General features: G+C 45.4%; 23 protein-coding genes. 10 read left to right on the top strand and 13 right to left on the bottom strand.

All coding sequences use genetic code 11. The features are described 5' to 3' along the window. Nucleotides 1–167: 167 nt before the first annotated feature. On the bottom strand, nucleotides 168–998 hold the full coding sequence (locus JGK22_RS03190) for a hypothetical protein (protein ID WP_293229791.1): 831 nt from the start codon (nucleotides 996–998) through the stop codon (nucleotides 168–170). A gap of 434 nt (nucleotides 999–1,432) precedes the next feature. Here JGK22_RS03190 and JGK22_RS03185 point away from each other — a divergent pair, with 434 nt between their 5' ends. Beyond that, entirely contained in the window at nucleotides 1,433–1,567 is a 135-nt protein-coding gene (locus JGK22_RS03185) for a hypothetical protein (protein ID WP_293191168.1), read from the top strand. A 162-nt stretch (nucleotides 1,568–1,729) separates the two neighbouring features. Here JGK22_RS03185 and JGK22_RS03180 read toward each other — a convergent pair whose 3' ends face one another. The 3 genes from JGK22_RS03180 to JGK22_RS03170 all read right to left on the bottom strand — a co-directional run bounded on the left by JGK22_RS03180 (nucleotide 1,730) and on the right by JGK22_RS03170 (nucleotide 4,157). After that, entirely contained in the window at nucleotides 1,730–2,173 is a 444-nt protein-coding gene (locus tag JGK22_RS03180) for a hypothetical protein (protein WP_293191166.1), read from the bottom strand. Further along, nucleotides 2,154–2,630 carry a type II toxin-antitoxin system antitoxin SocA domain-containing protein gene (locus JGK22_RS03175; RefSeq protein ID WP_293176157.1) on the bottom strand — a complete coding sequence of 159 codons (477 nt, stop codon included), beginning with the start codon at nucleotides 2,628–2,630 and terminating at the stop codon, nucleotides 2,154–2,156. The genes JGK22_RS03180 and JGK22_RS03175 overlap by 20 nt, the downstream gene beginning before the upstream one ends. A gap of 147 nt (nucleotides 2,631–2,777) precedes the next feature. Next, a complete protein-coding gene (locus JGK22_RS03170) occupies nucleotides 2,778–4,157 on the bottom strand; it encodes an NB-ARC domain-containing protein (RefSeq protein WP_293312316.1) in 1,380 nt (459 codons plus the stop codon). A 222-nt stretch (nucleotides 4,158–4,379) separates the two neighbouring features. Between JGK22_RS03170 and JGK22_RS03165 the strand changes: the two genes are divergently transcribed. The 5 genes from JGK22_RS03165 to JGK22_RS03145 all read left to right on the top strand — a co-directional run bounded on the left by JGK22_RS03165 (nucleotide 4,380) and on the right by JGK22_RS03145 (nucleotide 6,317). Next, on the top strand, nucleotides 4,380–4,835 hold the full coding sequence (locus tag JGK22_RS03165) for a hypothetical protein (protein ID WP_293205610.1): 456 nt from the start codon (nucleotides 4,380–4,382) through the stop codon (nucleotides 4,833–4,835). Nucleotides 4,836–4,913: 78 nt separating this feature from the next. After that, on the top strand, nucleotides 4,914–5,267 hold the full coding sequence (locus JGK22_RS03160) for a hypothetical protein (RefSeq protein WP_293205612.1): 354 nt from the start codon (nucleotides 4,914–4,916) through the stop codon (nucleotides 5,265–5,267). 72 nt (nucleotides 5,268–5,339) lie between these two features. Beyond that, the gene (locus JGK22_RS03155; RefSeq protein ID WP_293205614.1) at nucleotides 5,340–5,576 is read left to right on the top strand and encodes a hypothetical protein; all 237 of its coding nucleotides are present in this window, start codon (nucleotides 5,340–5,342) and stop codon (nucleotides 5,574–5,576) included. A 40-nt stretch (nucleotides 5,577–5,616) separates the two neighbouring features. Beyond that, the gene (locus JGK22_RS03150; RefSeq protein WP_293197083.1) at nucleotides 5,617–5,859 is read left to right on the top strand and encodes a hypothetical protein; all 243 of its coding nucleotides are present in this window, start codon (nucleotides 5,617–5,619) and stop codon (nucleotides 5,857–5,859) included. Further along, on the top strand, nucleotides 5,859–6,317 hold the full coding sequence (locus tag JGK22_RS03145) for a type II toxin-antitoxin system VapC family toxin (protein WP_293205616.1): 459 nt from the start codon (nucleotides 5,859–5,861) through the stop codon (nucleotides 6,315–6,317). The genes JGK22_RS03150 and JGK22_RS03145 overlap by 1 nt, the downstream gene beginning before the upstream one ends. A 95-nt stretch (nucleotides 6,318–6,412) precedes the next feature. Here the strand turns inward: JGK22_RS03145 and JGK22_RS03140 are convergent, their stop codons facing one another. Genes JGK22_RS03140 through JGK22_RS03130 form a run of 3 tightly spaced genes read right to left on the bottom strand, consistent with a single transcriptional unit; the run spans nucleotide 6,413 to nucleotide 7,256 of the window. Continuing rightward, nucleotides 6,413–6,766: a hypothetical protein gene (locus tag JGK22_RS03140; RefSeq protein ID WP_293197081.1), complete on the bottom strand. Its 354-nt coding sequence runs from the start codon at nucleotides 6,764–6,766 to the stop codon at nucleotides 6,413–6,415. Continuing rightward, on the bottom strand, nucleotides 6,763–7,098 hold the full coding sequence (locus JGK22_RS03135; protein WP_293197080.1) for a DUF5674 family protein: 336 nt from the start codon (nucleotides 7,096–7,098) through the stop codon (nucleotides 6,763–6,765). Before JGK22_RS03135 ends, JGK22_RS03140 begins: the two co-directional genes overlap by 4 nt. Nucleotides 7,099–7,121: 23 nt before the next feature. Next, a complete protein-coding gene (locus JGK22_RS03130) occupies nucleotides 7,122–7,256 on the bottom strand; it encodes a hypothetical protein (protein ID WP_293205618.1) in 135 nt (44 codons plus the stop codon). A 26-nt stretch (nucleotides 7,257–7,282) separates the two neighbouring features. Here JGK22_RS03130 and JGK22_RS03125 point away from each other — a divergent pair, with 26 nt between their 5' ends. Both JGK22_RS03125 and JGK22_RS03120 read left to right on the top strand, forming a co-directional pair. Beyond that, the gene (locus tag JGK22_RS03125) at nucleotides 7,283–7,549 is read left to right on the top strand and encodes a hypothetical protein (RefSeq protein ID WP_293216253.1); all 267 of its coding nucleotides are present in this window, start codon (nucleotides 7,283–7,285) and stop codon (nucleotides 7,547–7,549) included. Beyond that, on the top strand, nucleotides 7,546–7,866 hold the full coding sequence (locus tag JGK22_RS03120; protein WP_293216251.1) for a type II toxin-antitoxin system RelE/ParE family toxin: 321 nt from the start codon (nucleotides 7,546–7,548) through the stop codon (nucleotides 7,864–7,866). Before JGK22_RS03125 ends, JGK22_RS03120 begins: the two co-directional genes overlap by 4 nt. Here the strand turns inward: JGK22_RS03120 and JGK22_RS03115 are convergent. The 6 genes from JGK22_RS03115 to JGK22_RS03090 all read right to left on the bottom strand — a co-directional run bounded on the left by JGK22_RS03115 (nucleotide 7,843) and on the right by JGK22_RS03090 (nucleotide 13,854). Further along, complete coding sequence (locus JGK22_RS03115) at nucleotides 7,843–8,043, bottom strand: hypothetical protein (protein ID WP_293216249.1); 201 nt, start codon at nucleotides 8,041–8,043, stop codon at nucleotides 7,843–7,845. The genes JGK22_RS03120 and JGK22_RS03115 overlap by 24 nt on opposite strands. Nucleotides 8,044–8,068: 25 nt before the next feature. Beyond that, the gene (locus tag JGK22_RS03110) at nucleotides 8,069–8,362 is read right to left on the bottom strand and encodes a TIGR03792 family protein (RefSeq protein WP_293149554.1); all 294 of its coding nucleotides are present in this window, start codon (nucleotides 8,360–8,362) and stop codon (nucleotides 8,069–8,071) included. Between the two features lie 187 nt (nucleotides 8,363–8,549). Next, nucleotides 8,550–10,742, bottom strand: a complete 2,193-nt coding sequence (locus JGK22_RS03105) for a PAS domain S-box protein (RefSeq protein WP_293176173.1) — start codon at nucleotides 10,740–10,742, stop codon at nucleotides 8,550–8,552. 288 nt (nucleotides 10,743–11,030) lie between these two features. Next, nucleotides 11,031–12,239 (bottom strand): AAA family ATPase, encoded by a 1,209-nt coding sequence (locus JGK22_RS03100; protein ID WP_293191152.1) that lies wholly within the window; start codon nucleotides 12,237–12,239, stop codon nucleotides 11,031–11,033. 71 nt (nucleotides 12,240–12,310) lie between these two features. Continuing rightward, a complete protein-coding gene (locus tag JGK22_RS03095) occupies nucleotides 12,311–12,856 on the bottom strand; it encodes an RNA 2'-phosphotransferase (RefSeq protein WP_293205624.1) in 546 nt (181 codons plus the stop codon). A gap of 302 nt (nucleotides 12,857–13,158) precedes the next feature. Beyond that, complete coding sequence (locus tag JGK22_RS03090; RefSeq protein WP_293216245.1) at nucleotides 13,159–13,854, bottom strand: class I SAM-dependent methyltransferase; 696 nt, start codon at nucleotides 13,852–13,854, stop codon at nucleotides 13,159–13,161. A 506-nt stretch (nucleotides 13,855–14,360) separates the two neighbouring features. On the opposite strand from JGK22_RS03090, the gene JGK22_RS03085 reads away from it, so the two are divergent. Both JGK22_RS03085 and JGK22_RS03080 read left to right on the top strand, forming a co-directional pair. Beyond that, nucleotides 14,361–17,192 (top strand): diguanylate cyclase, encoded by a 2,832-nt coding sequence (locus JGK22_RS03085; RefSeq protein WP_293312313.1) that lies wholly within the window; start codon nucleotides 14,361–14,363, stop codon nucleotides 17,190–17,192. Between the two features lie 25 nt (nucleotides 17,193–17,217). Further along, on the top strand, nucleotides 17,218–17,799 hold the full coding sequence (locus JGK22_RS03080; RefSeq protein ID WP_293205628.1) for a Uma2 family endonuclease: 582 nt from the start codon (nucleotides 17,218–17,220) through the stop codon (nucleotides 17,797–17,799). The last annotated feature ends 16 nt before the right edge of the window (nucleotides 17,800–17,815 follow it).

Below are 17,815 nucleotides of genomic sequence, written 5' to 3'. Positions count from 1 at the left end.
CGAGCGTCCCCGCTCGCGAGTATTGCAATACTCGCGAGCGGGGACGCTCGCACTATTAAATGCAAAACTGAGATGCTCCCCTGCCAACTATCAACTATCAACTGCCAACTGCCAACTGTCAACTGTCAACTGCCAACTGCCAACTGTCAACTGTCAACTATCAACAGTCACCTGTCTTGTGTGTGCTGCAACTCCTTGACAACCGAGATTAAGCGCTTGAGATGAGGTTTGACAACTTCTTGCTGCTCGTGTTCCAAACGGTGAATTTGAGCTTGAACTACAGACAAATCCGGAGTCGATTGGTACGCAGGAGCTTGCACTTGGCTTTGCAGATTAGCCATAACTTTCTGGATTTCCAAAAATCGAGTATTTACTAATTCCCAGTCATCTCGGGTGAGAGCAGTTTCTGTCAAGCTCTTCATCGCACTTTGCAGTTGTTCTATCGCCTGTTCCACAGCTTCGATATTTGTCGGTTGGCCGATCGATAAATCTTGCATTTGTTCCCTCACCTGCTGGCGAACATCGAGCACAGCAGACGCCACAATTTCTTGCAAAGAAGCTACCGACTCTCCCAAACTCAGCAATTGCCGCTCAATATCGATCGACTCCTCAAAAGCTGCATTCCTAGGCAATGCAGCCATTTGCTGGCGCAGCGCTGCAATATCTGCTGACAAATGCCTCCGCAATTTAACAATTACCGTTACCGCCGTTTTTTCGACCTTATTTACAGACTTTTGTACTTGGGCCAATTCCGAAGTTTGATGAACCCGCACTTGCTGCTCGAACCGATACCGATTAGCCACATTCAGCGACAAAGCCAAGGTTAGGGGAGCCACCCCGTAAAAAGCTTGACCAGACACTGCCACCGCCAAGGAACCCAAACCAGAGGCCGCCAGAGAGGCGTACTCTGCCACCTCCAGCCAGTGCCTTTGAGGAAAACTTGGCCTCAAGCGGTTTCTAACAGAGGGGTTTGGCTTCCGCACGGCTCTTTGGGTCATAGTATTTTCTCGTTGTTGGTAAGGTTGCGAGACTGGGTGGAGCATCGATTTATATCCTTTTTTCAGTTATATGTTTTTGATTATTGCCGCGCACTCTTCTATTTTTACCTAATTCAGTAAGTTAAGGATGATTGACACATTATTATGTATTTGCGAGCCGTCTTGCTGTCGCCCACAATTGGGGCTGTTAAAAGCTGAGCCCCAAGGCGCCCTCTATTTTACAGGACGGGGGCGCGATCGCAGGCAGGCGATCGACAATCGCTGCACAGCTCGGTCGATTTGAGATTTTCCATTTTTCGATTTTAGATTAAAACTGCCACCTACTGACGGCGATCGAAGCTTTTAGGCGATCGGTAGTTGCGTTTTTGTTCGTGCATTGGTATAATTTACTTTTTCTCAATTTTTCGGATATAATTTACAGCAAGACTTGACAAATGAAATCAGAAAAACCCGAAAATGCCGATCGGCTCAAGTCTATTCTCAGTATCACAATCTTTATCATCCTCGTCCTAGCAGTCGGCTTTTTAAGCGTTAATTTTATTTCAGCTCTCTATGCTAAATTTGCTTAAAATTAGGACTTACGCATGGGGTTCAGAAACCGGGTTTTTTGCGATAATATTTCGTGAGTTCCACAGAATCGGTAAAAAACCCGGTTTCTTTAGTCGAAGTGCACAATATCAAGGTCGGACACGGGAGTGTCGTGTCCTGACCGTGGGTAGTTTATTATAATTTCAACTGTAAAGATTGTGCTCTGGATCTAGCCAGACAATATAAAAAACATTTTCACTAAAAAATCCATGTACCCTGCCGTATTCATTAGCAGAGATTTGAAACTGGTAGGGCATATTTACTAGCGCAGATTCATTGGGAATTCCGAAGCCATTAGGTTCGGTAGTATTTTGCCAAGCTATGCCATGACAACGCAAACTTTTACTCTGATTATTGATAACTTCTTGAGCATTCAATTGCGACAAATCCCGCAGCCGTCTCAATAGAGATGCTAGATACTTAGCATCTCTACCGCCAATTGAGAACTTATTTTTCTCATCCTGATAATACCTGAAAGAAAAACTAATTCCTTCTGGAATTTGGATATTGACAACCTCTCTCCTTGCCGAAGATGGTTGACTGCGAATCTCTGTATCTTGTCTTTTTTTATGCTTCTTCGATGACACGGCTTTTGTAAAATTTTTTCATTGATTCCTTGGTAATAATAGCATGAGAAGGTTCATCTTTTGGCAACTCACCTCTAGCATTAATCCAAGGATCTTCGCGTCGCACCATCAATTCTAACTCATAGGCATCCCGAAAGAGGTAATCATCGGATAACTCGTCTAAAAACTCTTGTACTTCTTTGGGAAACTCTGGTTTTTCGACTTCTTTCAGAATTGGCTTAAAGTCAAATTGTTCTTTGTATTCATAAAATAAAGCCGGGATAGTCGGCCCGTGTACCCAAGCTTCAAAATCTTCATCAAACAGCGGTGTATCTTCAAAGGCTAAATACCATGCTTGGGCGTAGTACAAGAGTTTTTGTAGCTTGTGGTTGCTGAGGTAGGAGCCTACATCATTCGCGAACCAGATGTAGTAATCAGCGAGTTGGGAGGCTGTTGTGACTGTAGTTATTGTTGTCATATAACTCGACTCAATATGTTTTGTATTTTATGATAGCACAGTCACCCTCTTTTATGATTTGGCGGTTGAAACCGCTACTACACAAACAAAGTCTGCCTCCGCAGACTAAGAAATAAAAGGCTTATTGATATTAGTACAACATCTCGGTTACAATCCTTTGATATACTGCTTCAGTACAGGTGAGAGAGTGTAAAGACTTCCCTGTTTTTCAATCAAACAGCGCCGCGATAGAGATTGCAAGGCGTTTAGCAAATCTGATGATGATATTTGTCCATTTTGGAGCAATTTTGCTAGGTTGACTGGCTGGTTTTCTTTCGCCAACAATGACAGGACTTGTTTTTCTAGTTCGGAAGTGCGATCGAACTGCTCATCTAAAACATCTTTCAAATCTTCCGGCAACAATATGGTATCATCTATTAATAAGTCTGCCACACCGATTCCCAACTCTTGAATCAAAGTCGCCACGCTTTTTAACCATAACGGATTGCCTTGGTAGCGGTGAATCAGTGTTTCGCAGTTATCGATTTCTGTTAATCCTTTATCTCTGAGAATTTTCCGTGCGGCTGCGGTGTCTAAACCAGTGAGTTGTAAGGTACGAATGGGAGTATTTTCGCTTGTGAGTTGAGGAACTTCTTTCGGTGGTTCCCAACCGATTAGCAGAAAGCAACTTTGATGGGATAATTTTTCTATCTGTTTGAATAAAGAGCGATATTCTTCGTATTCTGGTTTATACTTTCCTGCGAATTCGCCGCTACAGAAAAGGTTGTGAACGTCATCTAAGACTACTAAACATCGATGGTTTTGTAAATACTTAATCAGCGGTAAGCGTTTCTGGTTTGTTGGGGATGAATCTGGGTTTTCTGACTGGGAAAAAAGCTGTATTAGGTTAGATTGGAATTTATCGATGGTGGGGAATTCGTCTAGCGTGCACCAAACTGCGTACTCAAACTCGTGTTTGATTTGTTGTACGAGTTGTACTGCTAGGGATGTTTTGCCGATGCCGAGTCGGCCGGTGAGGGTGATGAGGCGACAGTTTTGTTGTAGAATCCAGGTTGTGAGGGTTTGGAGTTCGTGGGTGCGATCGAAGAAATTACCCAACTCCGGCATTTCGCTTAAATCTTGATGTAGAGTTTTGCTTTGTTTTGAGTTAGATGTTTCTTGATTTGGTGGGTGTGAGTTTCTTTGTTCTGGTGGGTGTCTAGCTTCTCCACAATAATTAATATTCCTAATTTGCACAGAGTCTTGTGCAACATTTGATGAGAACAAGGAGACTTGCAACCTCTCTATTGCCGAAGATAAATTTGATTTACTAACATCTTCCCCCAACTCTTCTGAAAGTATTTCCCATAACTCTGCGCCCACTTTCCTCACACTACTTTCCGAACAATCAAAGTCTTTGGCTATGTGCTTGTATGTCTCACGCTCTAGAGTGCCTTTGAGTACCGCTTCCTGTAAGTCGTCTAGGTGTTGACCAGTTTTCTCGAAGACTATGCGATCGGCAAGTTTTAAGGCTTCTTTTAGGCTCATTAGGAAGAGAGAGATGAGTTTTCTGTATTATAGCTCACATTCAGAAACAGTTTAGTACATTTATCTACATTTTTGTACAAAAAATAGATTTGATAGAGTGAAACAGTCAAAAAAACAGTAACAAACTTGAACTTTTTTGACCTCGACAAAGCTTGAATTTTTCAGTAACAATATCAAGGTTCCGATGAGTTAATCAATTTGTACAGGAAAGTCACTATGAAAATGACCAAAATCTTTTCACTTTTGGCAGTGAGTTCGGTGGTACTCGGAACCGCACTCAACGCATTGCCTGCTAAAGCAGAGCGCCTGGAAGCTTTAGACATTCAGCGTTATTGCGTAGATGCTTATCCAGACGGAAAAGTTATCGGTAATCGTCAAGTAACTTCAGGCGGTTGGCATTCCCCACAAATGAGGAATGGGAGAGTTGTTCAACATTTGTGTAAGTATAAATACGTCATAAATACATCAGGTGGCTGGGGTGTTAATGGAAAAGTCGGGGCAGATGGGAAGGTCGTTAGTGGTGAGGCGGGTGGAAACTACGGCGAATCTTGGGAAGAATCTGAGCAGAAAGAAGCACAAATCGAACCATCTTGGGGTTCTGCTTGTAAGCTTCAACAAGGTACATCTAGAGTCAGAATGAATCAGTCGCGAACGAGGATATTTTGTGTGCATCCTTGATTAGTCATGACGAAGGCGTAAACTATTCGCCTAGTTTCAAGATTCAGAAGGTAGATTGTTCATTAAGGGAATAAGAATATGTCTAACGTATGCAGATATTGTCGTCAACACTATGAACCTGGTTTTGGATTTCATGACGGCACAAAATATTGTTCTTCCTCCTGTGCGTATGCAGCAGGAGATGAAAGAAAGGAAAAAGAAAATGAAAATGAAAGACGTGCTAAAATGGCGAGAGAAAGCAGCAGTTATGAGGCACCTTATTCAAATGGAAGCTTTGTTTTGATGCTTTTATTATCTGGTGTTGTTTGGTGGTTGACTGTTTGGAAGTTATTATTATTAGGTTTTTTTCCTAACCATCTTTTCTTTTTCGCGTTACTATCTTTATTTTTAGTCCCTATATCTATCGCAGCATGGTGTGATCAGCGACAGTAATATTGGTTAGTAGAGTGGGCAGCGCACACCTTTTTTACTCACAAGCTTATCTATTTCTAGCATTCTCATGTGATGTTTGTAGTTTGTACGGAGTGCGATCGCCCTTCACACCAAATACCAAACACTGCGATGATTGTACGGAGTGCGATCGCCATCACGCATCAAGAGCGATCGCCCTTTGTTGTTTCTGACGAGCGATCGCCTAAAACGAAAGAGCGATCGCCCTTCACACCAAATACCAAACAGTACGATGATTCTACCAAGATCGATCGCCCTTTGTTATTTCCGATGACCGATCGCCTAAAATGAAAGAGCGATCGCCCGTAAGTCAAGAACCCCAGCACACCCTATGACCATCAAAGAACAACTCTTGGAAGCAATCGAAGCTTTGCCCAGCACAAGGCTTGTCGAAGCCCTCAGCTTCATGAAATCTCTCTCCACCAAACCTTCTATCACATCTGCTAAATCCTTCCTCGCTCACCTCAAGACAATCGGCACTTGGTCAGGCGACGACTTCCATGAATGTCTAGAAGCCGTCCAAAATTCACGCGGTGAAGCACAATTTGACTACAGCCCCAATCCCTTTGAATAATGTTTCTCCTAGATACCAACCATTGTAGCTATGCCTTACTAGGCAACACTCAAATACTCGATCGCCTTGCCAACCTTGGGGATGAGTCGATCGCCACCTGCACCATTGTCAAGGGTGAACTGATTGACATGGCCGCGCGATCGCAACAACGACAGGCTAATCTTGCCCTAGTTCAACGCTTTCTGCTTGGGCTATACATCTACCCCATCGACGAAACAACCGCCGAAATTTACGGCAACCTCAAAGCGGCAGTTTTCGATCGCTACGCCCCAAAAGACAAAGCCCAGCGCCGTAGAACCAACATGACTCAATTGGGCATCGGCGAAAATGACCTGTGGATTGCCGCCGTTGTACTCCAGCATCAACTCACCTTAGTGACAGCAGATCGAGATTTCCAGCGTATTAAATCAGTTCAGCCATTTGAGTTGGAATCCTGGATTTTAATATCGCCAGAGTAAGGATGAAGGATCTCGCCCGATCGCGCATCAAGAACGATCGCCCTTTGTTGTTTCTGACGACCGATCGCCTAAAATGAAAGAGCGATCGCATTTATCTAATTCCCAGCCAATAAACCCGACATATTCAGCACTTTTTCTGACCAAATCCTTCCCTCTTCTCCAACCCTCATTCGTTGTTCCGCATCCTCCCAAATCCCTGCCCAAGAATACTGCCAGCAAGCTAACTGAATCTGCAACTCAACTAACTCAGCAGCTATTTCTATCTCTGCATCTTGAGCAGTCCATTCAATAAACAGCTTACTTTCTTGCAGCAGACTTTCAATTATTGCGCCATTAGCTACATTTTGACATCGAGATTTAATTCGTGCCAAATTCGATGCTAAATTTCCCAAACGAATGGGTAATTCGTCTCGCAAATAGCGTTCCTTTAAAGCATTCCAATCTCTCATAATCCTCCTAATAACTGTTGAACGATCTGAGCAACTTGTTCTCGAATCATCGGATCTTGAATTTCCATCGAACGATTGTTTTGACGGGGACGGATATTGATTAGAGATTCATATCCTACCTCTTCTGTCAGCGGATACCAATCTGCTCCCCAAATATCTACCTGTTTGCTTCCATTTTCAAGCAACACAGCTTCGCAATCAGCGTGAAGTTCTCCACCACCTGCCAAAATTCCCCGTTCGATATCCACTGCTAGTTTAATATAACTGTTAAGGATTTCTAACATTTCTTCAAGTTGCTCTTGAGTCGCACGCTCTTGAATCAGATTAATCATCTCTGTCTATGTTTTAGATTCAGTTATAACATTATACCAAACAGTGTGATATTGTACGAGTTGCGATCGCCCTTCACACCAAATACCAAACACTGCGATCGTTGTACGGAGTGCGATCGCTTGAGTAAAAAAGAGCGATCGACACTTGTTATAATCAAAGTATCAATCCTCCTGAGATTCCGTGATGACTATCAAAGAACTCCTCATCCAAGAAATCGATAGCACCCCTGACGAACTGCTTGCGGATCTTCTCAGTTTGGTGCGATCGCTCAAATCGCCTCCACACCCCCAACTCAATACCTACGAACAACTGCTAGAGCGCATCGACTACCTCGAAGCTATCATCGGCATCCGCAAAGGGATCGAAAGCTTCGATCGAGGTGAAGGAATCCCAGCCGAGAAAGCCATGACAGCGCTACAACAGCAGTTCAACATTCCTCCCCGTCTATGAGTTATCAAGTTCTAATTCAGCCACCTGCCTTTCAAGAAATTGAAACCGCCTACCGTTGGATGTGCGATTATCTGAGTGCTGATATCGCAAATCAGTGGTACTACGATATCCAAGACGCGATCGCATCCCTACAAGAGTTTCCTTACCGTTGCTCAGTCGCACCCGAAGCTGCCATCATTGGTCGGGAAATTCGACAACTGTGGGTTGGTAAAGGAAGAAACTATCGGATTCTGTTTGTGGTGGAGGGCGATACCGTCGCGATATTACACATTCGTCACCGTCGTCAAGCCCCTCTAGGTACTGAACCACCAGAGTAATCGCATCAAATAGTCAATAAAGATCGATCGCCCTTCACACCAAATACCAAGCACTGCGATCATTCTACGAGTTGCGATCGCCCGATCGCGCATCAAGAGCGATCGCCCTTTCTTGTTTCTGACGACCGATCGCCTAAAATGAAAGAGCGATCGCCCTTTATACCAAATACCAAACACTGCGATGATTGTACGAGTTGCGATACTAATGCAAAAACTTGCGAACTTGATATTCGCGACTTTCGACGATCGGCATTTGCAAATCCCCCATTTTAGCATCCAACTCATCGATTGTGCTTTGCGGCACCGAGTTCCACTGTTCCCTAGTTTCCCAGCGAATCAACATCAGCACCTCATTTTCCACCGCATCCACCCAAACTTCTTTGCCCAAATAACCGGGAAAACTTTTGAGTCCGGCCGTCCAAACTTCTTCATCTCGCAGAATAAACTGTTCCCATTTTTCGCGAGGTACTTTAAATCTCAGCCATTCAATTACCATATTATTTTAGATTTTAGATTGTAGATTGTAGATTTTGTAGGGTGCCTCAGGCAAAAAATGATTGGTATCTCGTATAAGATTCATTCCTGACGCACCTACAAAACTTAGTGAAAAAACATTAGTCCTTAGTCGCCACATTCTGATAGGAAAAGCACCCTCAAATAATTCCAGGTTTGGATCGAATCGATTAATCGTTACCGATCGCAATTTTAACGATTAACTCAGTTCCCTCTCCCGGACGAGAAATACACAGCAAGTCACCACCATGCTTTTCTACTACCAAATGCTGGGATATTGCCAATCCCAAACCTGTGCTCGTGGCCTGACATTTAGTGGTAAATAAAGGGTCAAAGATACGGCAGAGAACTTCTTCAGTCATTCCAGGGCCGTTGTCGCTAATGGCGATCGCCACTTCGCTCTCCCCTATCACTTCTGTCCGAATCCGAATTTCGGGATTGAATATTTCAGTTCCCGAGCTACCGGCAGACAACAAAGACTGATTTTGGATTGTACCATACTTTTCCGGATTTCTTCCCTCTGCTTCCAAAGCGTCGATCGCATTTGTCAACAAGTGCATGAACACTTGATTTAACTGTCCCGGATAGCAGCGGACTCGCGGCAAATTCCCGTATTCCTTAACTAGAGAAATACCCGGCCGTCCCCCTTTAGCTTGGAGGCGATTTTGCAAGATCAGCACAGTGCTGTCCAAACCTTCATGGATATCCGCAGGCTTCATTTCAGGTTCGTCAGTACGCGAGAACAAGCGGAGCGATCGCACAACATCCCGAATTCTCTCCGAACCGACTTTCATTGAATTTAGCAGTTTTGGTATGTCTTTTTTGATGAAGTCTAAGTCTAATTCTTCCATCAAATCTTGAATTTCCGGAGCTGGATCGGGATAATTTTTTTGGTAAAGGTCGATCGAACGCAGCAGTTCTTGAATGTAGCCAGTGGCGTGGCTGACGTTGCCAGAAATGAAACTAACTGGATTGTTGATTTCATGCGCTATTCCTGCTACCAACTGCCCTAGAGATGACATCTTTTCTGTTTGAATCAGTTGAGTTTGAGTTTGCTGCAAAACTAACAGCGTCCGCTCTAATTTTGCCGCTTGCTGGCGCAGGCGTTCTTCCGATTCTTGCAAAGCCAACAAAGACTGTTTGCTTTCTGTAATGTCCAATCCCACAAATACTGCTGCCGTATTTTTTTGATATTTTTGAGCCACAATTAAATAAGTTTTATTTTCTCCTCTGATGCTCGCTGTTACTTCTTGAGAGGTCTTATGGTTCGAGCCGACAAAAAAATCGTATACTAAGTCGTTAAATTTGGGACTTGTATCTAAAAAACCTACTTTTTTACCTGTAAATAGTTCCGCAGGCATTTGGTAAGCGGAAGCTAAATGTCGGTTTACTCCCAAGTAGCGCAAATCGGAACTTACCCAAGAAACTAATCCGGGCACCGCATCCAAGACGGCTTGAAGTTGCTCTTTTGCCTCTAAAAGCGCAGATTTTGCTGCGAGGCGAGCCCAAATGTCGCGGGCGATCGTGCAGCAGTATTCGCAGCCGTCGTATTCTAAATAATTGACTTGAACTTCGACGGGAAAACTGGTGCCGTTTTTAGTTCTATAACTGGTTTCAAAAGTAAGGTTGTTTTGCTGCTTGAGTTCAACCCAGCGATCTGGCCAATCCGATGCTGACAATTGCGAATCGATGTCGCTCAATCTCAGGTTTAGCAGTTCCGATTCCGAGTAACCTCCTCGATCGCAAGCCGCTTTATTCGCATAGCAAATTTGACCGTCGGAGGTGGTAAAAAAAACTGTATCAGCAGCATTGTCGAGGGCATTTTGAGTTAGTTGTAGTTTTGTTTCTAACTGCTGGCTTTTGCCACCGGGCCTCCATATATTGTAGAAATTTCTTTCTGTTATCTTTTCGGCAAACAGGATCAAACCGCCGATCGCACCCTCGTTATTTTTCCACGGCAAAAATACCCATTTTTCCGAAGCGCTGACCCCAACTTCGATTTTTCCTGCTACAGATACGGGCGATTGCCCTACGACAAACTCGCTATATTCCAAAACTCCCGCCAAACAAGCGCGAGCATTTTGGTGCCAATATTCCGGGAGATTTGGGAACAGTTCCCAATGAGACCGACCAAGGGCCTCACCGCCACCAAACCCGCAATCTGTTTCCCAGCGACGAGAAACCGACAGATAGCGCATTTCACAATCTACCATTGCCACGGCGTCGGCGGAGCGCTCCACAAACCGCCGAAATCCCTCTTTATTTTCGGACATGGCTGCATCAGGGGGTTGGTGGGCGATCGGGATTTTCCCCCCGGCATACCTTCCCAGTCGAATTTCTTGCTTAACTGGCTTAGTTTGCACGATTTGGGATTTCCTCCATAGCTGTCAAGTTTGAAAAATCTATTTCAGACCTAAAACACTCTTCCCCTGATTGGCTGTTTTGGGTGATACCCTTGGAGGGTCTCACCCATCAGTAATATCATTTTTTAGGGGATGTGTCCATAGGTACTTAATAAATTGTTCCCGAAACTTTGACATTCAGGAAATTTCCTCATAATTATTCAACATTTGAGGTGGCGCAGCAGTACGCGCGGCAAGGCTATCCCCCTTCGTGAATAGCCCAAAGTGTGTGAGACTTTACGTGCCTCGTCAAACAAATTTGTGCGTAAATTCACTGGTAAAATCCACTCTCCCTTTCCGCAGCATCGCAGGATCTAATCTTTCAATCGTGTTGCAAGTGAGTAGCACTACGAGTTTCTGCTGAAATTGAATCCCGTGCTCGTCCATCACGCTTTGATACAGAGTTCCATCCAGCAAACTCAAAATATGTTCAGTTTTGTTACTGCGTTGGGCCGCTGCGGTCGATCGATCTTGAGCCAAATTATCAGCCTCGTTGATAATAATGCAAATCCGCTCCAAATAACTCGGCGGCACAAAATTTTCCACAGCATCATGATCTAAGATAAAGATCACATAACCCAGCGGCACTAAAATCTCCTTTGCTACCGCTTGAGTCCAAGCAGTTTTGCCAGTCCCCGGTTCGCCACTAACCAACACAGCCAACTGATTTTGGTCGAGAATTGCCTGCTGAACAGTATCAGTAAAACTTTGAACTTCCGCAGAAAAAGTCCGAATAGGGAAGTAACTGTGAACCTGTCCGACACGGCTTTTGTACCCGCTGAGAATCACCGCTAAATTATAAGTAGCCTTGCTAACTAACGGCGCAATATCTTTGCAGATCAGAGTGTAGCACCGCCGACCCCTGTCGTAGCTGTCAATTTGCAGCCAGCAGCCTGCTTGTCCCCAATAAGCATAAACAGTACCCAAAACTTCCAAGCGTTCCCAGCTAACAAATCGCTCCCGCGGATAAGAAAAATGCCGTTCCATAAAAAACTGGGTAATCACATCCGGTTTCCCCAGCAAATCCAGAACTTTGAAAACAGCAATCTCTTGGAGTTTGTTGAGAACGTAGTCGATGGGAATGCTAGCGCGGCTGACCAATTGAACAACAGGCGTTTCGGTGACTAAAACATCTTTGTAACGGTAATCCGGGTAAACTGGCTGCGGAGTAATGTAATCCCAAAACTCGTCTATTTCGTAGCGAGTATTTTCCGAAAATACATTTAAGATATTCGCCCACCAAGTATACTGGTGTCGTCCCATGGCATCGGCGATATCGCTGGCTGCATCTAAAGTTTTTTGAGCGAGTTCTACAGGGTCGCTAGATGCTAAGTGCAGCAGGTGTTCCCAATCAAATTGACGGTAGAGAGGTCGCCAGCCCGATCCTAGCAGCCCTCGATTTTGAGGGTTGTTTTGATTAAAATTGTTGTCGCGATCGCCCATATCTTCCGCACTCATCTTGTAAAACTCCTAGTTACTCTTATTTTAAAATATTTGCCGCACACTTGCTAGAACCAAACAGGATTTTCTCAATATACTTTTAGATAATTGGGCGGCACCATATCTACCAACCAAACTTTGTTATCCGAACAGTAAAATGTATGGCCGTCGCATTGCATTGCTGCGGTATCTACAATCAAGACTGCCGGGATGCCGTGTCTGGCACCTACTTTACGGGCTGTTTGAATGTCCGCCGACAAATGAACGTGATGCCGCGACATTTTCCGAATTCCTTCACTGAGAATAGAATTGACGGCAGTCTTACCTGTTCCGTGATATAAAATATCTGGGGGAACAGCAGGTTCTAACTGCAAGTCAACCTCTACACTGTGTCCTTGGTTGGCGCGAATTAAAGTGCCTGTCGAGTCGAAGGAAAAGCGCTGTTTGTCGTTTTGGGCGACTACTTCCTTGAGTTCGGAAAGCTGAACAGAAAAGTTATTTTTTTGGCAAGCATCGAGGAGTTCGCTAACAGCAATCCAGCCCCCCGGCGCGAGTTGAATGCCGATGCGCGAGGGCGCGTGGCGCAGGTGTTTGCTGAGATATCGGCTAATTTTTATTAATCGGGAATCGTTCATCCTTTTACTTAATTTATTGAGTTATTTTGTGGGTATATCGGGTTTATTTAATCTGTTTTTACTGGGAGAGGGATTGAGTGAAATTATGCGGTCAACTCAAGTATGATTTTTTTTGTATCTCTCGTTTATAGCTGAATCTCACTCCCCCTAAATCCCCCTTAGGTCGCAGCGTGGTTTTATTGTTGGGAAAGAGATAGGTACGTTGTTGGGCTTCAGCCCTCTTTATATATATGTCGAAAGAGGGCTAAAGCCCAACAACGTACCTTTATTAAGGGGTATTGTTTTTAGAAAAACTTTGCCTTCTACCTTGGGACAATTCCGCCAAAAATAGCAAAATTGAGATGGCGCCAGTGGCAAGCTGCGTCTGCAAAACCCGCTGCTGCTAGCCACTTTGTTTGTTCTTCGACAGAGGAAGGAATATCTTCTTTTAGATAGCTGTTAAAACACGCTGCATCGTCTTCTCCATTAGCTTTTATGTACTGCCGCCACAAATGTTCGTATTGCTCGGTTAGCTTTGGGGTAGCACCTGTGACAATATCTCGGATTAGCAAGATTCCCCCGGCATTCATTGAGTGAAAAAGTTTGTGAAATAGCTGTTTTTTTTGTTCGCCGTCGAGGTGGTGGATTGCCAACCCTGAAACTACTAAATCGTAGCCGCTGCCGAAATCATCTTCGGCGAAGTTTCCCTGCTGCAATGTCAGGCGTTCTTGGAAAGCGGATAAGTTAGTTTGACAAACTTTTAGCATATTTTCCGCCATGTCGAAGGCTGTGACTTTTGCTTGAGGAAATGCTTGCAAAATCATTGCAGACAGTATGCCAGTTCCCGCACCTAAATCTAGAACTTTTATGTTGGCATGGGTTTCAAAATCAATTAATTGCAATATTATTTCGTGTTGCTCGCGATACTGCGGAATGAGGCGGGGAATTAAACCGTCATAATCAAATGCTCTTTGTTCAAATTGCTCGCGTACTAAGTCTAAATTCATAGATAAATTCACAGAAACTTTTCCTCAAACTTTTAATGGTTGAGTGCGTTAATGCAGTTGGGCTGCTCTTTGGTTAAATGTCGTATTACATTTTATAATACAAAACATTTACAGACCTGTCAAGAGGTAGGAGAAAATAATTTAACTGAAGTTGCTGACGATCGCAAAACACAGACTTTGTTAGCGATTTCCCAGCCAATTATTTGGGAACTGTCAAGCCCTGCAAATATATCTGGGATGTGGAGATGAGGCAGAATGCGGGAGAGTCGAAAGCCTGGGGCAGAGATTTTGTGCCAGATGCGGCAGGGTAATTTTCAGAAAAAAGTTGGGTTTTTGCAGCCAGCGGCCCAGCGGGCAGATCTGAGAAAATCTGTCTTCAGATTGACCAATTTTAGTCTAAACTTCAAATAAAATTTCAGGTGACTCCAGTTTTCCAAAATAGTGCCACTGTAGGCAGCTATCCCCAACCCCGATAGTTCTTGTTCATTCCTCATCTAAAATCTCGAATCTCAAATGGTATGACTCCTGAGTGGATGTGCTGTTTGCCGAGCATTCATGAAAATAAAAATATACAAAATATTACACCTGCCGGTGCGGAAAAAACAGTGATAATTAATCAGGATGCGAGTAGATTAGGTGTCAGTCATCAGGGGACAATAGAAGCAATGGAAATTCAAGAGCGGAGCCAGGAGCGGCGCGATCGCCTCAGTCAAATTTCTACGATAAAAGAACTAGATTCGTCGCTGCAAGAAGGTTTAGATTTTAAAGTAGCGATCGACCAATCGGCACTGGCGGTGAGAACCGACGCCCGAGGAATTATCAATTATGTCAGCGATCGACTGTGCAGCATCTCTAACTATTCGCGTATTGAACTAATAGGCAGCCATTTTTGCATCCTCCATTCGGAATATAAGTCTTCGGAATTAATCAAAAATCTGCTGTCAACAGTTGCCAAAAATGAAGTTTGGCAAGGAGAAATGAAGAACAAAGCCAAGAATGGCAGCGATTATTGGGTGCACGCAGCAGTAGTTCCGCTTTTGGACTTTAACGGGAAACCCTGTCAGTATTTGGCGATCGGATTTGACATCACCGATCGCAAAGCCGTTGAAGCAGCCCAAGCCGCAGTCAACCGCGCCAAAGACGATTTTTTGGGCATTGCGGGACACGAACTGCGATCGCCCCTGAGCGCGATTTTGGGATGGGTGCAGCTAGCTCGATCGCGCAAGTTAAACGAAGCTACCACCAACCGCGCTTTGGAAATCATCGAGCGCAACGCCAAATTGCAAAACCGCCAAATAGACAATCTCCTCGATTTGAGTCGGCTGCTGCGGGGGAAAGTCCGCCTGAACCTGGCTCGGGTTCACCTCCCATCTGTCATAGAATCGGCTATTGAGACCGTCCGCCCCGCCGCCGAGGCCAAAAACCTCCGCGTAGAAACACAGTTCTACCCGGGCGTCAGCTACGTTGTGGCCGATGTAGAGCGCTTGCAGCAAATAGTCTGGAACCTCCTGGCCAACGCCATCAAATTCACCCCAGAATCGACACCAGACCCAGTTGAAGTGCGGATCGAGCCTACAGAGTCGGGTACCTTGATTCGGGTCAGCGACAGCGGTTGCGGGATTGAACCCAAATTTGTGCCGCACATCTTTGACTACTTCCGCCCCGGAGATAGCTTTCAGTCGAAGGAACAAAATCGGCTCGGGTTGGGGCTCTCAATTGTGCGGCATTTGGTGGAATTGCACGGGGGAACTGTTTGGGCTTCCAGTCCCGGCCTGGGTATGGGGACGACGTTTGGGGTGCTGCTACCCGTAGCGCACAGCAACAATTCGCGCGACGATCGCAAAAGCGCGATCGGCCGCACCGAAAACCACGCGGAATCGGTTCCCAAACCCTTAGCCGGAAAGCAAGTGCTGGTGGTGGAAACCAGCGCCGAGATTCGGGAATTTCTCAAAACTGCCCTGGAAGCATTTGGAGCCAAGGTAACAGCGGTGGGTAGCGCTTGCGAAGCGATGGCGCAGTTGGAACAGTCGCGGCCCGACGTGTTGGTAAGCGATATGGCGGTGTCGGAAACAGACGGCTCCGATTTGATCCGCCGCATCAGAGCCATGGAAATGTCCGAGCAAAGGGAACTGCTGCCGGCGGTGGCCCTGACGGGAGGCGTCCGTGAGGAGGATTCGGCATCGGCCCTCTCTGCGGGGTTTCAGAGGCATTTGTCGAAGCCGGTGGAGGCGAATCTGTTGGTAAGCGCGATCGTCCAATTGGCAGGGATGAGTGAATTTGGCTGCTCAGACGAGGGAAATGTTGGGGCGATCGCCCCGCTGCCGGACTCTAACAGTTGTGACGACAAAAATAATGGGGGACAATTAACGCCTGACAGCCGAGAGTTACCGCTGTTGCTGGTAGTAGAAGACAACTATTCTCTGCTGGCTTACCTCCAAACTTTATTGAGTCCGTACTATCGAGTTGCGGTGGCGATGGACGGGGTTGAAGGTTTGGAAAAAGCCAAAAGTTTGCAGCCGAATTTGATTTTGAGCGACCAAATCATGCCCCGACAAAACGGACTGGATTTGCTCAAAGAGATTCGGAATACGCCGGAGTTGAGTTCGACTCCAGTAATCTTTTTGACAGCGCGATCGGGCATGGAAGCTCGGATCGAAAGTTTGGATGCTGGTGCTGACGATTATATTTCCAAACCTTTTGACGAGAGGGAACTGTTGGCGAGGGTTAGAAACTTGCTGAGAACCCACGCAGCCGAACAGCAGTTGACGGTGCTCAACCGCCAGTTGCAGCAGCAGAAACGGCAGTTAGAAACAGTGAATCGAGCCTTGCAGTATTTGGCAACTTACGACAGTTTGACTGAGGTAAGAAACCGCCGCTTTTTTAATGATTATATGGATGCGGAATGGCGGCGTTTGGCGAGGGAAGAAGCGCCGCTGTCTTTGATTATGTGCGATATCGATTACTTCAAACTTTACAACGACACTTACGGCCACCAACCGGGGGATGAGTGTTTGCGGCAAGTGGCGCAGGTTCTCCAGTGTTCGGTAAAGCGATCGGCTGATTTAGTTGCGCGTTACGGTGGAGAAGAATTTGCGGTAGTTTTGCCGAATACGGATATTGAAGGTGCGGCTTGCGTTGCTGAAAGGATCGCTCAACAGGTGCGGGATTTGCAGATACCTCACGCGCAGTCTGGTGTCAGCGAATATGTCACGCTGAGTTTGGGTGTGGCTTGCTGCATTCCGGCGCCGATGTCGCAGCCTGCGACGTTAATTGCGATCGCCGATGAGTCGCTGTATCGCGCGAAAGCTGCTGGGCGCGATCGGGTTTCGGTTGCCGCATTTCTAGGATAATATAATAGTTAAAGGAGGTCGCGCCATGACACTAATATTAGATAAGCCCAAAGACCAACGGTTAACTCACTCCGGGATTGATTGGCAACAATTCAAACTAATCGAACAGGGATTCTCCGACTCCCCCGGCATTAGACTGTTTTATTTCAAAGGCGAGGTAGAAATTTTGGCAGTTTCGCAAGAACACGAATCATTCAGCAGGACGATCGCAGGTCTGCTGATGGACTACTTTGTGGAAAAAGACATCGAGTTTAACCCTTTGGGTAGCTTTACTCAAGAGAAAGGACAGGAAGTCTCAGTACAAGCTGATGAATCTTTTTTAATTGGAAAATCAACAGGTAAAACCCCCGATCTTGCCATCGAAGTAGTATTTACCAGTGGGGGAGAGAGCAAATTGAATCGCTACCAAGCCTTGGGAGTCCCCGAAGTTTGGTTTTGGGAGGATGGATTATTTGGTCTGTATCATTTGCGATCGCACAGCTATGAAAAAATTGCCCAAAGCGAAGTTCTGCCAGACTTAGATATTAACTTGTTATCTCGGTGCTTGCTGATGGCTTCTAGGATTGAAGCGGTTAAGGAGTTTCGACGCGGGATTTCTGGGGTTTAGAGGAAAAGTTGACCAA

It is taken from the genome of Microcoleus sp. PH2017_08_TRC_O_A (genome assembly GCF_020738665.1).
GTDB lineage: Bacteria > Cyanobacteriota > Cyanobacteriia > Cyanobacteriales > Microcoleaceae > Microcoleus.
Note: the sequence above shows the minus strand (reverse complement) of the source record. Positions and strands in the feature narration are given on the sequence as shown.

What these genes read in the sequence shown, in the direction of transcription:
- JGK22_RS03145 (WP_293205616.1), top strand. Translation starts at nt 5,859, where the DNA reads ATGTTTCTCCTAGATACCAACCATTGTAGCTATGCCTTACTAGGCAAC.
- JGK22_RS03165 (WP_293205610.1), top strand. Translation starts at nt 4,380, where the DNA reads ATGACCAAAATCTTTTCACTTTTGGCAGTGAGTTCGGTGGTACTCGGA.
- JGK22_RS03110 (WP_293149554.1), bottom strand. Translation starts at nt 8,362, where the DNA reads ATGGTAATTGAATGGCTGAGATTTAAAGTACCTCGCGAAAAATGGGAA.
- JGK22_RS03155 (WP_293205614.1), top strand. Translation starts at nt 5,340, where the DNA reads ATGTTTGTAGTTTGTACGGAGTGCGATCGCCCTTCACACCAAATACCA.
- JGK22_RS03085 (WP_293312313.1), top strand. Translation starts at nt 14,361, where the DNA reads ATGACTCCTGAGTGGATGTGCTGTTTGCCGAGCATTCATGAAAATAAA.
- JGK22_RS03170 (WP_293312316.1), bottom strand. Translation starts at nt 4,157, where the DNA reads ATGAGCCTAAAAGAAGCCTTAAAACTTGCCGATCGCATAGTCTTCGAG.
- JGK22_RS03160 (WP_293205612.1), top strand. Translation starts at nt 4,914, where the DNA reads ATGTCTAACGTATGCAGATATTGTCGTCAACACTATGAACCTGGTTTT.
- JGK22_RS03095 (WP_293205624.1), bottom strand. Translation starts at nt 12,856, where the DNA reads ATGAACGATTCCCGATTAATAAAAATTAGCCGATATCTCAGCAAACAC.
- JGK22_RS03100 (WP_293191152.1), bottom strand. Translation starts at nt 12,239, where the DNA reads ATGAGTGCGGAAGATATGGGCGATCGCGACAACAATTTTAATCAAAAC.
- JGK22_RS03120 (WP_293216251.1), top strand. Translation starts at nt 7,546, where the DNA reads ATGAGTTATCAAGTTCTAATTCAGCCACCTGCCTTTCAAGAAATTGAA.
- JGK22_RS03185 (WP_293191168.1), top strand. Translation starts at nt 1,433, where the DNA reads ATGAAATCAGAAAAACCCGAAAATGCCGATCGGCTCAAGTCTATTCTC.
- JGK22_RS03140 (WP_293197081.1), bottom strand. Translation starts at nt 6,766, where the DNA reads ATGAGAGATTGGAATGCTTTAAAGGAACGCTATTTGCGAGACGAATTA.
- JGK22_RS03125 (WP_293216253.1), top strand. Translation starts at nt 7,283, where the DNA reads ATGACTATCAAAGAACTCCTCATCCAAGAAATCGATAGCACCCCTGAC.
- JGK22_RS03080 (WP_293205628.1), top strand. Translation starts at nt 17,218, where the DNA reads ATGACACTAATATTAGATAAGCCCAAAGACCAACGGTTAACTCACTCC.
- JGK22_RS03135 (WP_293197080.1), bottom strand. Translation starts at nt 7,098, where the DNA reads ATGATTAATCTGATTCAAGAGCGTGCGACTCAAGAGCAACTTGAAGAA.
- JGK22_RS03190 (WP_293229791.1), bottom strand. Translation starts at nt 998, where the DNA reads ATGACCCAAAGAGCCGTGCGGAAGCCAAACCCCTCTGTTAGAAACCGC.
- JGK22_RS03175 (WP_293176157.1), bottom strand. Translation starts at nt 2,630, where the DNA reads ATGACAACAATAACTACAGTCACAACAGCCTCCCAACTCGCTGATTAC.
- JGK22_RS03150 (WP_293197083.1), top strand. Translation starts at nt 5,617, where the DNA reads ATGACCATCAAAGAACAACTCTTGGAAGCAATCGAAGCTTTGCCCAGC.